Raw genomic sequence first — 14,734 nt, 5'->3', positions numbered from 1 at the left:
GAAGGAAAATAATGACTTTGCTTGATGGTAAAGCTTTAAGTGCAAAAATCAAAGAAGAATTAAAAGAAAAAAATCAATTTTTGAAAAGCAAAGGGATTGAAAGCTGTTTAGCTGTTATCTTGGTTGGAGATAATCCTGCAAGTCAAACTTATGTAAAATCTAAGGCTAAAGCCTGTGAAGAATGTGGAATTAAATCTTTAGTTTATCATCTTAATGAAAATACTACACAAAATGAACTTTTGGCATTGATTAATACCTTAAATCACGATGATAGTGTTCATGGAATTTTGGTTCAGCTTCCCTTACCTGATCATATTTGTAAAGATTTAATACTTGAAAGTATTATAAGTAGTAAAGATGTTGATGGCTTTCATCCTATTAATGTAGGATATTTAAATTTAGGCTTAGAAAGTGGGTTTTTGCCTTGTACTCCACTTGGAGTTATGAAGCTTTTGAAGGCTTATGAAATTGATTTAGAAGGAAAAGACGCTGTTATTATAGGTGCTTCAAATATAGTAGGTCGTCCTATGGCTACTATGCTTTTAAACGCTGGAGCTACAGTAAGCGTTTGTCATATTAAAACCAAAGATTTGAGCCTTTATACTAGGCAAGCTGATTTGATTATAGTAGCAGCAGGTTGTGTGAATTTACTTCGATCGGATATGGTAAAAGAAGGAGTGATTGTTGTTGATGTTGGAATCAATCGTCTTGAAAGTGGAAAGATAGTTGGAGACGTGGATTTTGAAGAGGTATCTAAAAAATCTAGTTATATAACTCCTGTTCCAGGTGGAGTAGGTCCTATGACTATAGCCATGCTTTTAGAAAACACAGTTAAATCTGCTAAAAATAGACTTAATTAGGGAAAATCTATGGAAATTTTAAAGAAATTATATAAATTTTCACAGTCTTGGACTGGAACAGTAGTTATTGTTCTTTTGGTGATTTTTTTCTTTATACAAGCTTTTGTTATTCCTTCTGGTTCTATGAAAAACACCTTATTGGTAGGGGATTTTTTATTTGTTAAAAAATTTAGCTATGGTATCCCAACTCCTCATATTCCTTGGTTGGAAATTCCTGTTTTGCCAGATTTTAATAAAGATGGACATTTGATAAAAGCACAAGGGCCACAAAGAGGAGATATAGTTGTTTTTAGAAATCCTAGAAATGAAAAAGAACACTTTGTAAAGCGTTGTGTAGGTACAGGAAGAGATAGGATAGTTTATGCAAATAAAACACTTTATGTAAGAATGCATGAGGGTGATGATTTCATGAGAGAACATTATCCAAATGATCTTGTTACTCTTGGAGGACAAATTTATGTAAAAGAACCTTATAAACAAAAAGGTATTCATTATAATCCAAAAAAAGATATAGAAAGCGATATTTTACGCTTTCTTAGCATAGGTGATTTTGCTATGTCTCCAACTTATATTAAAGAACTTGGAAATCATATAGGTTTTAGCGGAGGAAATGCTTATGTTTTTGATGTACCTGAAAATGAGTATTTCATGATGGGTGATAATCGTGATTATTCTTATGATAGTCGTTTTTGGGGCTCTGTTCCTTATAGGTTGATAGTAGGTAAACCTTGGTTTGTATATTTCTCTTGGGATAAAGATAAAAATGTTCGCTGGGAAAGGATAGGGCGTTTTGTTGACACCTTGGAAAATGATGAACAATATATCCATGATCATGATGATGAGGATAAATTAAGCTAATGTTTGTGAAAAACACAAACATTATATTTTTAAAAGCGTGATTTCATCACCTTTTTTTAATTCGCTTGTATTTTCTTCACTTATAAGTAAAAACTCACTTTTAACAAGTGGAAGTATCATGCCAGAGCCAAATTTGTTTTCATTAAATGGTGTAAAAATATCTTTTTCTAAATTTCCTAAGATGAGATTATTTCTTCCATTTTTAAGCTTTAAATCTATGCCCATTGTAGCATGAAATTTTAAAGGATTGTCTAGATTTCCACTTAATAAATCAATGATTTTTTTAGCAAAAATAAAACAAGAAAGATAAGCTGCCATAGGATTTCCTGGTAAAATCAATACGAAATTTTTACCCTTTCTATAAAGTTTAGTAGGTCTTGCAGGGCGTGCTTTTAGGCCTTTAAAAAGCGGAGTAAAGCCTAATTCATCTAAAGCTTTTTCCATAAAATCAGCCTCGCCAACGCTTGCACCTCCTGAAGTGATTAAAAGATCAAAATTTGTATTTTCTAAAGCCTCTTTAGTGCTTTTAAAATCATCTTTAATAATACCCAAATAAGAAGCATTTTGAAGCATGGTTAGTAAAGGCAAAGCATTGGCATTATAAATACTTTCTTCATCGCATTCTTGCCAAGGTTCTTTTAGCTCATTTCCACTTGAAAAAATACCTATGCGAATTTTTCTTATGACTTCTATTTTATAAAGCCCTTGAGAAGCAAGCAGGGCGATATGTTTATCATTAAGTTTGGTGCCTTTTTGAAGTAAAATTTCACCTTTTTTTAATTCTTCGCCTTTATAGCGATAGGCATTGTATTGTTTAGGGGCTTTTTTAATGATGAGTTTATTTTCTTCTATATACTCATCTTCTAACATTAAGATAGTATCAGCATTTTTGGGCATTTTAGCCCCTGTCATGATTTTATAGCATTCATTCTTAGCAACTGTATAAAAATTTTTATCTCCTGCAAGAATAGTCCCTTTAATCTCCAAAGCCTCATTGATATCAGTATAATTAAAAGCATAGCCATCAAGAGCAGCATTGTCAAAACTAGGTAGATTTTTTCTAGCGTATAAATCTTTAGCTAAAATTCTATCCTTTGCTTTTTCAAGGCTAATAAGCTCACTTTCATCTAAGCATGAAATTTGATTTTCTAAGTCTTTTAAGGTTTCAAAGATATTTTTCATTCTTCAAGCCTTGTGATTTTAACACCTAAACCTTTAAATTTTTCTTCTAAATTTTCATAACCTCTATCAAGATGATAAATTCTATGGACTTTGCTTGTGCCTTTAGCTGCAAGAGCTGCTAAGATAAGGGCTGAAGAAGCACGCAAATCTGTAGCCATGACATCAGCAGCGTTAAGTTCTTTTCCGCCTACTATAGTAGCAATATGACCGTTGAGTTTAATATCCGCACCCATTCTTAAAAGTTCGCTTACATGCATGAAGCGATTTTCAAATAGTCTTTCATCGATAATGCTAGTTCCATTAGCCTTTAAAGCTAGTGCCATAAACTGCGCTTGCATATCGGTTGGAAAGCCTGGATATTCACTTGTCATGATTTCTACAGGTTTAATTTCTTTAGCAGGAAGTAGGGTGATACTATCTTCTGCAATCAAAGTTTCAAAACCCATTTGATGAAGTTTTGCTAAAACTGCACTAAGATGAGTGGCGTTAACTTTATCTAAAGTAATTTTAGAATTTGTAATAGCCCCTGCACAAAGATAAGTTCCTGCTTCAATTCTATCAGGTATAACGCTAAATTCTTTAAATTCTAAAAGTTCTCCATCGCTGCCATAAATTTCAAGTTCATCTGTGCCTATGCCTTTGATTTCAAGTCCTGCGTCTTTTAAAACTTCGCAAAGTTGAACTACTTCGGGTTCTTTTGCAACATTTAAGAGTTTGGTTTTACCTTTAGCTAGAGCTGCTGCCATGATGATGTTTTCACTACCTGTAACCGTGATTTTATCAAAAAGAATTTCATTGCCTTTTAAATTTCCACTAGCTACGACATAGCCTTGTTTAATTTGTATATTTGCCCCCATTTTTTCCAAGGCTAAAAGATGTAAATCAATAGGTCTTTGTCCTATGGCACATCCACCAGGCAAAGATACTTCACAATGCCCAAAACGAGCAAGCAAAGGCCCTAGAGTAAGTATAGAAGCACGCATTTTACGTACAATGTCATATTTGGCTATGGTTTGATTAAGAGTGTTTGTGTTTAATAAAGCACTATTGTTTTGAAAATTGACTTTAGCTCCTAAATTTTCTAGCAAAGATATAAGAGTTTTTATATCAGCAACATTAGGAATATTGTTGATTTTTACTTCATTTTTAGCAAGTATGCTTGAAACGATCAAGGGTAGGGCAGCATTTTTTGCCCCGCTTATTGTAACATTTCCGCTTAGATGATTTGTGCCTTCGATTTCTAGATAAGTCATATTTTTCCTTGAAAAAGTTTAAAAATGCATTATTATAGCATTCTTAAACTTTTGAAAAAATATAATCAAGCTTGTTGGCTTTGGAGTTCTTGAATTTGAGCTTGAATAGTTGAAGCTTGGGCATTTAATGTTGCTATTTGACTTTCAATACTTTTGATTTGATCCTCATTAGCTTTAGACATTTTCGCAGTTAGTTCAACAATTTTTGCTTGAATTTCTGCAAGCTTTTGTGTTAATTCTGTAAGTTTATCTTCACTATTGCTGCTACTATCTTGTTGCGTGTTGTTTTGTGCGTTTAAAGCTTGAGCTGGAGCTTGAGAATTGTTTTGATTAGAAGTATTTGATTTTTCTTTGGCTTCTTTGCTGATATTTACCTCTACAGCTGGATCTTGCGCTAAAGCGTTTTGTTCTTGATTTTTAGAGTTTTGATTTTCTTCGTTTGAGTTGACTTTAACATATTGACTTAAGCTATTTAAGGAATTGTTAATTTGCATATTTTCTCCTTAATTTATAATATATATTACACTAAATCGACATTATTTTAAAAAAAATATACTATAATTTAAAATAATTTTTATTAAGGTTTGTAATGGGTGTATTTTTAGTTCTTTTGGGAGGTATTTTTTGGGCTATTAGCGGTGTTTTAGCTGAATACCTTTTTAAAAATTAGATTGGGTTTGTTTTTATAGGCTTTTATCTACAGGGTTAATTTTAATTTTTTTAAGTTTTAAAACTCAAAAAATTTTCGTTTTTGCAAATTTAAAAGAAAGCTTAAGTATTTGTATGTTTGGATTTTTTGGGCTTTTGCTAACACAATTTGGTTATTTTAAGGCTATTTATTATACCGATACTGGAACTGCAACAATGATACAATATTGTGCACCTTTGATTATAATGCTTTATTTGTGCTTTAAAAATAAAAAATTTCCTAAATTGATAGAAATTTTGGCTTTGATTTTGATTATTTTTGCTTTGTTTTTGCTTGCAACTAAAGGAGATATTGAAGCGGTGGTTTTAAATTATTGGGGTATTTTTTGGGCTGTTATAGGAGCTTTTGGGGTTGCTTTTTATTCTTTAAGTGCTAGAGAAGTGATATTAAAATATGGTCTTTTTTGGATAATGGGTTGGGTAAGTCTTTTTGCTTCTTTTGTATTTTTATTAATCTTGCAATTTGATAAGGGTTTAATTCACTATGCTTTTAACTTAAAAGCATTTTTTTCTATGGGCGGGATTGTCTTTATCGGAACTATAGGGGCTTTTTGTTTGTATTTAAAAGGAGTGGAATATATAGGCGCTCTAAGAGCCAGTATGATTGCCTCCATAGAACCTGTAGCAGCTGCTTTAATGAGTTTTTTATTTTTAAAAACCCGTTATAGCTTGCTTGATATTTTTGCTTTTGTTTTGATTATATTGAGTGTTATTTTAAATGCAAAAAAGACTAAAGCTTCATAAAGTTTTTAAGTATTTTTTTGCCTTTTTGAGTTAAAACCGCTTCAGGGTGAAATTGCAATCCATAAATAGGATATTTTTTATGTTTAATTGCCATAATAATATTTTCTGAATTATGAGCTAAAATTTTGCATTTTTCAGGCATGGAACTAATGTGTAAAGAATGATATAAGCAAATTTCAATTTCTTTTTTAATACCCTTAAAAATAGGATCTTTTTTAAAATAAAGTTTAGAAATTTTACCATGCATGGGATTTTGCATTTTAGAAACCCTGCCGCCAAAAACTTCAGCTATACACTGATGTCCTAAACATATGCCTAAAATTTTTTTATTTTTTTTAAAATATTTGATTGCTTTTAAGCTTAATTTAGATTCCTTGGGAGAATGAGGGCCAGGAGAGATGATAAGATGAGTAAAATCAAATTTTTCTAATTCTTTAGCTTTTTTAAAGGCATCATTTTTTATCACTTTACATTCAAAACCAAGTTCTTTAAGATAATAGATGATGGTATAACTAAAAGAATCATAATTATCTATAAATAAAATTTTCTTCATTGTAATTTTACCTTTTTTAAACCACGCACGGAATTAATACAATAAATATTTTCTGCTTCAAATAAATCTTGTTTAAATAATGCTTTTTCTTTTATCAAACCAAGATTGATTAAGAAATTTCTATATACGCCATTTAACATACCGCTTTGAATTTGTGGAGTATAAAATTGAGCGTTTTTTTCTAAGATGAGATTGGTTCTTGAGCCTTCGCAAAGTTCATCTTTTTCGTTAAAAAAAGCTATGTCATAACACAAGTTTTGTTGCCATTTGTATGAGTGTTGATTATAAAAAGTACGCAACGAGCTTTTGTGATAGAGATTGTCACTTTTTGAATTAATTTTATCATCACTTAAAAGCAAAATATCGTTTGAATTTTGTCTTAAGGCACTTTGTTGAAAATCGTATCTTCCGTCTTTGTATAAAATAAGCTTTAAAATTCCTTCTTTATGTGGATTTTTAAAGGGTAGGGGAAAATTATAAAATAAAGAGTGTTTTTTGTGGAAAATTTTTTCATCGAGTTTAAAAAGTGTAAAATTTTGATATTCTTTATAAGAACTTTTTTGATTTAAAATATTATAAAAATCTTTAAAGAGCTTGTGAGTGTTAAAATTAAATTTAAGAGCTGAATTTATAAGCCTTAATAAATGTTCTTTTAAAAATAAAATTTGAGAATTTTTAAAATACATGGTTTCAAAAAGATGAAAATCACAAGGATTTAAGATCGCACTTTTAAGTTTTAATTCTTCAAATTCATCTTTGAAATTTGAGTCCCAAACCAAGCCACTACCCGTGCTATAAGTATAAATTTCATCTTGTTTTTCTAAGGTGCGTATGGCTACGCTAAATTTATTTTTATTTTTGTGTATTAAACCTATAGTTCCGCAGTAAATACCACGATCTCTTTGTTCTAATTCTTCAATAAATTTAATGCTTTCAAGCTTTGGAGCACCTGTAATAGAACCGCAAGGAAAGAGAGCTTTAAAAATTTGATATAAAGAAATATTTTTTTTAAGTTTTCCTTGTACGCTTGAAGTCATTTGATGTAAAGTAGGGTGACTTTGAATTTCAAAAAGTTTGGTTTTTAAGCTTTTTTTTGTGATGATTTTTGAAAGATCGTTGCGTAAAAGATCACAAATCATAACATTTTCACTTAGATTTTTTGTATCATTTTGCAAGAAGGTTTTATTTTCTTCATCTTTTATAGGATCTTTATCACACTTAATTGTGCCTTTCATAGGTTTTGTAAATATTTTTCTTTTTTTGGTCTTGAAGAAAAGTTCAGGTGAGAAGGACAAAATTTCTCTTGTTTCATCTTTTATAAAAGCTTTAAATTCAGTATCTTGTCTAGAAAGCAAAAGTTTAAAAAGTTCAAAAGAATCCATTTTGCTATGAAATTTAAAATTTTGAGTGAGGTTGATTTGATAAACTCTTCCTTTGGAGATTGCCTCTTTAACCTTGATGAAATTTTCTTTGTAATTATCTTGATCTAAAAAATTTATAAATTCAGGAATAAATTTTTCTTCATCAATATCTTCTTTTTGAAATTTTTTTCTTTTTTTAAAAGCAAATACAGACAAATAAGCTTTTTTGCTTGTGAAATTTTTATCTTGAAAATATCTATATAGCTCATAATCAGCAAGCATTAAAATATAAAAATCATTTTTATATTTTTCTATAAATTTAAAGCACTTTTTACTTTCTTTGTGGTTAAAGGCTTTTAAAATGTGTTTTAAATCATGGTAAAAATATCCACCAAAAATAGCATAGTTTTCAAGAGTCACTTAATTCCTTTGCAACCTGTGCGGCAAGTTTTAATTTATCATTATCAAAATGAGTATAAATTCTTGAAGTATTTAAACTCGCATGCCCTAAAGCTTCTTGAACTAAAACTAAATCTTTTTGCTTTTTATAAAGTAGGGTGGCAAAAGTATGACGCAACATGTGAGCACCATTTTTTTGTTTGCGAATTCCTGCACGAAATAAAAGCTGTTCTACTATGCGACTGACATAAGATTGAGTCAGTGGAGTGCCTTTTTTATTGACAAAAAGTAGGGCGTCTTTGCTCATATAATTAATACTTACATTTTTAAGCAAATCGTAAATAAGTTCTTTTTTTATCATTACAACACGATATTTATTGCCTTTAGCTCTTATTCTTATGATATAAAGATCGTTTTCTTCGCTAATATCACCCATTTTGATATTGATAGCTTCGCTTACCCGTATGCCTGTAAAAATGATGATTTTAATAATAAGTTTATTGCGTACAGTATTGTTTCTAAAATCTGCATTTTCAATAGCATCAAGAAATTTTTTAAGCTCTTCTTCACTCATAAATTCAGGTAATTTTACCCCTTTAGAACCTGCTATACCTGCCCAGTTTTTAAGATTGATATCGAAAATATGCGCTTTTTCATCTTCTTCATTTTGCTTGTCTAAAAAATCAAAAAAATTAATCACAGCAATACGGTAATTTTTTTTACTTGCATCTGATAAAGCACCTGTTATACTTGCCAAAACTTCTACAATGAGTTCTTCATCAATCTGTTTTAAAGAATAAAGCTTGTAAAAATTTAAATATTCAAATACTTTTTTTAAGGGGTTAAAATAAGTATTAACTCCACTTAAACCAGCATTTCTTGCTTTTTTTGCTAGAGCATCAAGTTCATCAATATTTTTTACACCTTTTGTAAGAGCAAAATTAACTTCTGCTAAAGCTTGTGGATTTTTTAGCTCTTTGTTAGATAGCGAATTGAGTTTAAATTTTACATATTTTGCCAGCCAAAATAAGAATGATTTTTCAAAATTTTCTTCACAATCTAAAGGGTATTTCATAAAAACTTTTCCTAAAATCTAAAATTTTTAGCTTTTTAACTATAAAAGGTATTTTAGTATTAACTTAGTAAAAAAAAGCTTTTTTAGGAAAAAGTTTGTTTTTATATGCAAGGCAAAAAGATTGAAATATTTTTATTAAATAAATCTTATATCAATCATAAAAAGATATGATAAAAGGTAAAAATATGTAAAATTTATAATTTTGTATTGAAAACTATAATTTTCAAACTTTTTTATATATACCTAGATTATTCTACTTTGATATAGATTAAGCTACTATTTTTACATACTTTTATGATTTTACCTTTTGAGTGAAATAAACTTATCCATAAAATATAATGTAAAAAATTGATAATTTTATTTTGTAAATTAAAATTATATTTTACTTTTATTGAAAACTATAAAGAATATTTAAAAATTAAATTATTTTATATTATTATCAAAATATACATAAAAATGATAACTTGTGCATTAAATTTTTTAATCCCCTATTCTTGATTTTTAGTTAAAGTAAATATGCTTAGTTATAAAATTTTTAAGAATATTTTTATTTTAATAGTTTTATAATGGTTATTACATAAAAACTTAATAAAAAGTTTTATCAAAACCAAATTTCAAGGAGAAGGTAATGAAATTTCCAGTAAAATTAGCAAGATCTATTGTTGTATGTGCTTTTTTAGCAGGTATAAGTGCTAGTGCATTAAGTGAAGGTAAAGAATATGTAACTATTGCTAACGCTGATAATTCATTGATTGAAATTTTTTCTTATCGCTGTACTCATTGTTATGATCATCACAAATTTAATACCATGGGTAAAGTTAAAGAAAAATTACCTAATTTAACTTATAAATTTTATCCTGTAAGTTCTATGGGAGATTATGGAAAGCAAGCTAATGAAATTTTTGCTTTTGCGGCATTTAAGGATGGTGTAAATAAAATTGATCCTACGGATAAAAATAGTTTGACTCATAAAGTCGCTGAAGCTTATTTTAATGCATATTTTAAGAAAAAACAAAGATGGGAAAATGGTAAAAATCCTGAAGCTTTTTATAGTGTCGGTTTAAAAGCAATGAATGTAAGTAAAGCTGATTTGGAAAATTTCTTAAAAACTCCAGAGGCTTTGATTGAAATTACTAAAGAACTTAGCAAGCAAAAATGAGTTGTATAAAAATGAAAGATAATTGCAGAAATTTTTCACTTTCCAAATGGCAAGATACGCGCAAACCTTGGTTAATTTTGATTATAGTTACTATAGGGCTTACTTGTATAGCACATTTTTTATTTCAAGAATATCTTTTTATGGAACTTTGTGAACAATGTGTGTATATAAGATTTGATATGCTTGTTATGGCTATAGGCGGTATGATTGCATTAATCAACCCTACAAATAATATTATAAAAATTTTTTCTTATAGCTTAGCTTTTTATGGAATTTGGCTTGGCTTTGAGCATTGTCTAACTTTAAATCATATTCATGAAGTGGTTCATTCTGAAAATCCTTTTGCAGGTGTAGATGGATGTCGTGAAATTCCTATTTATCCATTTAATTTACCTTTGCATGAGTGGGCTCCTAGTTGGTTTTTGCCAACAGGAGAATGTGGGATGGATACCCCTGTAGTTCCAGAAAATGCTTATAATCATCTCAATGCTTTTCAAAAATTTTTTATAGGAACTCCACCTGATTTTGAAAATGGGCTTTATAGCAATGGTTGGTATTTGATTCCTAGTTTAAAGTTTATGAATATGGCAATTTGCTGTCTTATAGCATTTTTATGTTGTTTTATTGTGCTTTTTGCAATGTTTATAGCTTATGTTTTAGATAAAAATAAACCTAATGCTAAAATTTTTGCATTGGCGATTGTTATTTTGGTTTTAGTGCTTAAATTTATAGGCGAACCAAAGAATCCAAATCAAAATATAGCTAGTTTAAACCATTTAAATCAAGTTGTTTAAAGATACTCTTAAAATACGCAACAAATTATTTTTGTTGTGTATTATTAAAATTTTATTAAGCTATCTTAGGATAGCTTAAATAATTTTAAAGGATTGATCATGAGACTTAGCAAAACTCTTTGCATGGCACTTTTGGCGGGTTCTACCCTACTTGCACCTAATGCTTTAATGGCCATGGGTGGTCCTAGTGGAGCGAAAATAGATTGGCAAATTCAAGGACAAATAGGTGCGATTAAAATGAATCCTTATGGATTGTCTCCTTTGACCGCTATTATTATGGATAATGGTTATGTCTTAAGTGATATAAAAGTAACCATTGTTCCTAAAGCAAATGGCCAAACTATCTCTTATAATGTGAATTCTAAAATGGCTAAGACTTATGGTGGAATTCCTATTTTTGGACTTTATCCTTCTTATTTAAATACAGTAAAGGTAAGTTATACTAAAACTGCAAATGGTAAAAGTCAAAAAGTCATTGATGAGATTTATAAAATTACAACTCCAGGGGTTAGCATAGAACCAAGTGGAAGTACTGATCAAAGAGGAACTCCTTTTGAAAATGTGAAAGTATTAAAAATGGATCCAAAATTTTCAGATAGGTTATATTTAGTAAATAATGTTCCTGGAAAACAATCTGGCAAAGGCTCACAATCTGTATGGAATAATCCTGTAGGTGGCGCTATGGAATGGGATGAAAATTCAAATGTCTTTATCATAGATACCAAGGGTGAAATCAGATGGTATTTTGATAACGATAAGCTAATGAACTGGGATAATATTTACAATCGTGGAATTATGATGGGCTTTCATCAAAACAAAGATGGAGCTTTAACTTGGGGATTTGGTCAAAGATATGTAAAATACGATGTCTTAGGAAGAGAAATTTTCAATCGCAAATTACCTGCTGCCTATATAGATTTTTCTCATGCTATGGACAATATGCAAAATGGGCATTATTTATTAAGAGTAGCTTCAGCAAATACTTTGCGTCCAGATGGTAAGCATGTACGCACAGTGCGTGATACTATTATAGAAGTAGATGAGAATGGTAATGTTGTTGATGATTGGAGATTGTATGAGATTTTAGATCCTTATAGAAGTACTATTATCAAAGCTTTAGATCAAGGTGCAGTGTGTTTAAATATAGATGCAAGCAAAGCGGGTAAAACTTTAAGCGATGAAGAGCTTGCCAAAATGGATGAAAGTGACAAATTTGGAGATATAGCAGGTACAGGTATAGGTAGGAATTGGGCTCATGTAAATAGCGTTGATTATGATCCAAGCGATGACAGTATTATTATTTCTAGTCGCCATCAAAGTGCTGTTGTTAAAATTGGTCGTGATAAAAAAATAAGATGGATTTTAGGGGCACATAAAGGGTGGAATAAAGAATTTCAAAAATATTTATTGCAACCTGTAGATAAAAATGGCAAAAAAATTATTTGCGATGATGATTATAGCAAATGCCCAGGTTATGAAAATGAAAATGGTGGATTTGATTTCACTTGGACGCAGCATACAGGCTGGAGAATTGATAGTAAATCAAACAAGCGTTATATTTATATAAGTGTTTTTGATAATGGTGATGCAAGAGGAGCTGAACAACCTGCATTTGCAAGTCAAAAATATTCTCGTGCTGTAATTTATAAAATCGATCAGCAAAATAAAACTGTGGAACAAATTTGGGAATATGGTAAAAATCGTGGAAATGAATGGTTTTCTCCTGTAACTTCTTTAACTCAATATGAACCAGATAAAGATTCTATTATGGTTTATAGCGCAACAGCTGGAATGGCTTTTGATCTTAGCAAAGGTGTAAGTCTTGGAGAGCCAAAACCTGAAATTGATGAATTTAACTGGGGTGCTAAGGAGCCTTCGGTTCAAATTCAATTTAGCGGTTCAGGCACGGGTTATCAAGCAATGCCTTTTAGTGTTGATCAAGCATTCAATCCTAAAAAATAACAATAAGCCTAAAAATAAATTTGGGCTTATTTATTTTTTTTAAATAAAATTATCTTTGAAAATTTTATTTAACCAAGGATATAATATGCGTAAATTTTTTTGCAAATTTGTTTTAGCTCTTGTATTTTATTCAAGTTTTGCATTAGCAAATAATAGTTTTATTACTCTTAATCCAAGTTTACCCAACTCTGAAAATAGTGTAATAGAAGCATTTTCTTATAAATGTATACATTGTTATAATCATCATAAATTTGGAACTCTTGAAAAACTGAGAGAAGCTTTTCCAAATTTACATTTTAAACTCTATCCTGTAAGTTTAATGAATGGGGAATTTTCCAAAGAAATGAATGAGCTTTTTGCCTTTGCTCAATACAAAGATGAGCAAAATGGTAAAGATGCGAGTTATTCTGATAGTTTATCTCATAAACTTGCTGATGTTTATTTTGTTTCTTATTTTTTAAATAAGCAAAGAAATTTTTCAAATTTAGATGAATTTTACGACATAGGTTTAAAGGCTATGAATGTAAATAAAAATGAAGTATTAAATTTTTTAAATACCCCAAAAGCTAAAGAAATTTTAAGCGAGTTTCAAAGAGCTAATGATATAGCTAAAACCTATGGCACCCCTGCTTTTGTTGTTAATGGAAAATATCAAATTAACCCAAGCGCAATCAATTCAATGCAAGATTTAGAAGATCTAGTTAAAAAATTAAGCAATATGAAATAATAAATTTTTAAGGTAATAAAAATTGCCTTAAAATTATTTTTTGATCATATTTGTATAAGGTCCATAGCGATGTTGGGTTGTAGAAAAGCTATCATCATAAGGTTCTACATCCATATCTAAAGGCTTAACTTTTCTATCCGGAAAGTCTTTATCTCTATTTGCTTTAATAGGACGAGCTTGTGAATTCATGTAAGCTGCTACATCATAAGCATCTTCAAGACTTAAGTCAGGCGCACCTTGAGGCATATTTTCTTTAATATAAGAAGCAGCTTTGATAAGACGATACATTCCAGCTCCTGTATTATAACTATCATCACCCCAAAGTGGTGGATAAAGATAATACGCCCCTGCGCTATCCTCATTTTTAAGCCCTAAGCCATTTTCTTGATGACAAACGGCACATTTATCCATATAAATTGCCTTACCTTTTTTAGGATCAGCTGCTCTTGAGATGAAATCTATCTTCTTAAGTCCCTGCCCTTCTATCTTAGCTCCTACTGGAACTCCTTGAGATAACCATTGCATATAAGTTAGCATGGCTTTCATTTCAGGTGCATCGCTAGGCATTCTTTTGCCATTCATAGAGCGTTCAAAACAGCCATTGATCCTATCTGCTAAGGTAATTACTTTATCTCCTCTGGCATTATATTGTGGAAATCTTGCCCAAATTCCTACAAAACCCGATTGATTTTGCACACTTCCACCATTAGCATGACAGCTTGAACAAGAAAGATTATTTCCCGCAAATCTTTTTTTAGGATCTTTTGCCTGTGGACCCACATATTTGCTTGTTTCATTAAGAATTTTATTTCCTAAAATAACCATTTTGCTATATTCTGAATTTTTTGGCATCTTAGTTTCATCTATAGTGCCATCTTCATTTAATGCCTTAGGCAAATTCCATTTAGCAGTAGGCAGGTCAATACCTGTTGCACTCTTGGTTTTTTCCAAATTTGGATCTAAGGCTAAAGCACAACTTCCACATAACAACAAAGTTAAAACTATAGAAAATTTATTCATCAATTTTCCTCCTTATTTTGCGTAATTTAAATTCAGTATAAGACTTTATTTAGAAAAAGTCAATAAAACCTAATTATAT

General features: G+C 30.1%; 13 protein-coding genes and 1 pseudogene. 7 read left to right on the top strand and 7 right to left on the bottom strand.

The annotated features are described in order from the left end of the window. The first annotated feature begins 11 nt into the window (after positions 1–11). Both folD and lepB read left to right on the top strand, forming a co-directional pair. Positions 12–860, top strand: a complete 849-nt coding sequence (gene folD, locus FBE93_RS01865; RefSeq protein ID WP_002852542.1) for a bifunctional methylenetetrahydrofolate dehydrogenase/methenyltetrahydrofolate cyclohydrolase FolD — start codon at positions 12–14, stop codon at positions 858–860. A gap of 9 nt (positions 861–869) precedes the next feature. After that, positions 870–1,718, top strand: a complete 849-nt coding sequence (gene lepB, locus FBE93_RS01860) for a signal peptidase I (RefSeq protein WP_004315500.1) — start codon at positions 870–872, stop codon at positions 1,716–1,718. A 21-nt stretch (positions 1,719–1,739) separates the two neighbouring features. On the opposite strand, the gene FBE93_RS01855 is transcribed toward lepB, so the two are convergent. The 3 genes from FBE93_RS01855 to fspA1 form a co-directional block, all read right to left on the bottom strand. Further along, the gene (locus FBE93_RS01855; protein ID WP_004315495.1) at positions 1,740–2,900 is read right to left on the bottom strand and encodes a molybdopterin molybdotransferase MoeA; all 1,161 of its coding nucleotides are present in this window, start codon (positions 2,898–2,900) and stop codon (positions 1,740–1,742) included. Next, a complete protein-coding gene (gene murA, locus FBE93_RS01850; RefSeq protein WP_004315494.1) occupies positions 2,897–4,153 on the bottom strand; it encodes a UDP-N-acetylglucosamine 1-carboxyvinyltransferase in 1,257 nt (418 codons plus the stop codon). Before murA ends, FBE93_RS01855 begins: the two co-directional genes overlap by 4 nt. 65 nt (positions 4,154–4,218) lie before the next feature. Further along, positions 4,219–4,647: a flagellum-secreted nonflagellar protein FspA1 gene (gene fspA1 / locus FBE93_RS01845; protein WP_002860516.1), complete on the bottom strand. Its 429-nt coding sequence runs from the start codon at positions 4,645–4,647 to the stop codon at positions 4,219–4,221. A gap of 95 nt (positions 4,648–4,742) precedes the next feature. Between fspA1 and FBE93_RS01840 the strand changes: the two are divergent. Then, positions 4,743–5,605: pseudogene (locus FBE93_RS01840) on the top strand (DMT family transporter). Here FBE93_RS01840 and FBE93_RS01835 read toward each other — a convergent pair. The 3 genes from FBE93_RS01835 to FBE93_RS01825 are packed head-to-tail and all read right to left on the bottom strand — an operon-like array spanning position 5,592 to position 8,993. After that, positions 5,592–6,158: an aminodeoxychorismate/anthranilate synthase component II gene (locus FBE93_RS01835; protein ID WP_004315489.1), complete on the bottom strand. Its 567-nt coding sequence runs from the start codon at positions 6,156–6,158 to the stop codon at positions 5,592–5,594. The pseudogene FBE93_RS01840 and the gene FBE93_RS01835 overlap by 14 nt on opposite strands. Beyond that, the gene (locus FBE93_RS01830; RefSeq protein WP_165434119.1) at positions 6,155–7,939 is read right to left on the bottom strand and encodes a bifunctional anthranilate synthase component I family protein/aminotransferase class IV; all 1,785 of its coding nucleotides are present in this window, start codon (positions 7,937–7,939) and stop codon (positions 6,155–6,157) included. The genes FBE93_RS01835 and FBE93_RS01830 overlap by 4 nt, the downstream gene beginning before the upstream one ends. Then, complete coding sequence (locus tag FBE93_RS01825; RefSeq protein ID WP_002871813.1) at positions 7,929–8,993, bottom strand: tyrosine-type recombinase/integrase; 1,065 nt, start codon at positions 8,991–8,993, stop codon at positions 7,929–7,931. Before FBE93_RS01825 ends, FBE93_RS01830 begins: the two co-directional genes overlap by 11 nt. A 628-nt stretch (positions 8,994–9,621) precedes the next feature. Between FBE93_RS01825 and FBE93_RS01820 the strand changes: the two genes are divergently transcribed. From FBE93_RS01820 to FBE93_RS01805, 4 genes are all read left to right on the top strand, one after another. After that, positions 9,622–10,152 (top strand): hypothetical protein, encoded by a 531-nt coding sequence (locus FBE93_RS01820; RefSeq protein WP_004315487.1) that lies wholly within the window; start codon positions 9,622–9,624, stop codon positions 10,150–10,152. After that, a complete protein-coding gene (gene dsbI / locus FBE93_RS01815) occupies positions 10,149–10,946 on the top strand; it encodes a protein-disulfide oxidoreductase DsbI (RefSeq protein ID WP_165434118.1) in 798 nt (265 codons plus the stop codon). Before FBE93_RS01820 ends, dsbI begins: the two co-directional genes overlap by 4 nt. A gap of 99 nt (positions 10,947–11,045) precedes the next feature. Beyond that, the gene (locus tag FBE93_RS01810) at positions 11,046–12,908 is read left to right on the top strand and encodes an aryl-sulfate sulfotransferase (RefSeq protein WP_207307188.1); all 1,863 of its coding nucleotides are present in this window, start codon (positions 11,046–11,048) and stop codon (positions 12,906–12,908) included. Positions 12,909–12,993: 85 nt separating this feature from the next. Further along, positions 12,994–13,635: a thiol:disulfide interchange protein DsbA/DsbL gene (locus FBE93_RS01805; protein WP_038816858.1), complete on the top strand. Its 642-nt coding sequence runs from the start codon at positions 12,994–12,996 to the stop codon at positions 13,633–13,635. A 33-nt stretch (positions 13,636–13,668) separates the two neighbouring features. Here FBE93_RS01805 and FBE93_RS01800 read toward each other — a convergent pair whose 3' ends face one another. After that, the gene (locus FBE93_RS01800; protein ID WP_038816859.1) at positions 13,669–14,655 is read right to left on the bottom strand and encodes a c-type cytochrome; all 987 of its coding nucleotides are present in this window, start codon (positions 14,653–14,655) and stop codon (positions 13,669–13,671) included. Positions 14,656–14,734: the final 79 nt, after the last annotated feature.

Origin of the sequence: Campylobacter sp. CFSAN093229 (assembly GCF_011068225.1) — a bacterium.
Classification (GTDB): domain Bacteria; phylum Campylobacterota; class Campylobacteria; order Campylobacterales; family Campylobacteraceae; genus Campylobacter_D; species Campylobacter_D jejuni.
The sequence above is the reverse complement of the archived record's forward strand: the minus strand, read 5'-3'. Positions and strand labels throughout refer to the sequence as shown.

Coding starts and splice junctions, on each gene's coding strand:
- folD (WP_002852542.1), top strand. CDS start 12: ATGACTTTGCTTGATGGTAAAGCTTTAAGTGCAAAAATCAAAGAAGAA.
- lepB (WP_004315500.1), top strand. CDS start 870: ATGGAAATTTTAAAGAAATTATATAAATTTTCACAGTCTTGGACTGGA.
- FBE93_RS01855 (WP_004315495.1), bottom strand. CDS start 2,900: ATGAAAAATATCTTTGAAACCTTAAAAGACTTAGAAAATCAAATTTCA.
- murA (WP_004315494.1), bottom strand. CDS start 4,153: ATGACTTATCTAGAAATCGAAGGCACAAATCATCTAAGCGGAAATGTT.
- fspA1 (WP_002860516.1), bottom strand. CDS start 4,647: ATGCAAATTAACAATTCCTTAAATAGCTTAAGTCAATATGTTAAAGTC.
- FBE93_RS01835 (WP_004315489.1), bottom strand. CDS start 6,158: ATGAAGAAAATTTTATTTATAGATAATTATGATTCTTTTAGTTATACC.
- FBE93_RS01825 (WP_002871813.1), bottom strand. CDS start 8,993: ATGAAATACCCTTTAGATTGTGAAGAAAATTTTGAAAAATCATTCTTA.
- FBE93_RS01820 (WP_004315487.1), top strand. CDS start 9,622: ATGAAATTTCCAGTAAAATTAGCAAGATCTATTGTTGTATGTGCTTTT.
- dsbI (WP_165434118.1), top strand. CDS start 10,149: ATGAGTTGTATAAAAATGAAAGATAATTGCAGAAATTTTTCACTTTCC.
- FBE93_RS01810 (WP_207307188.1), top strand. CDS start 11,046: ATGAGACTTAGCAAAACTCTTTGCATGGCACTTTTGGCGGGTTCTACC.
- FBE93_RS01805 (WP_038816858.1), top strand. CDS start 12,994: ATGCGTAAATTTTTTTGCAAATTTGTTTTAGCTCTTGTATTTTATTCA.
- FBE93_RS01800 (WP_038816859.1), bottom strand. CDS start 14,655: ATGAATAAATTTTCTATAGTTTTAACTTTGTTGTTATGTGGAAGTTGT.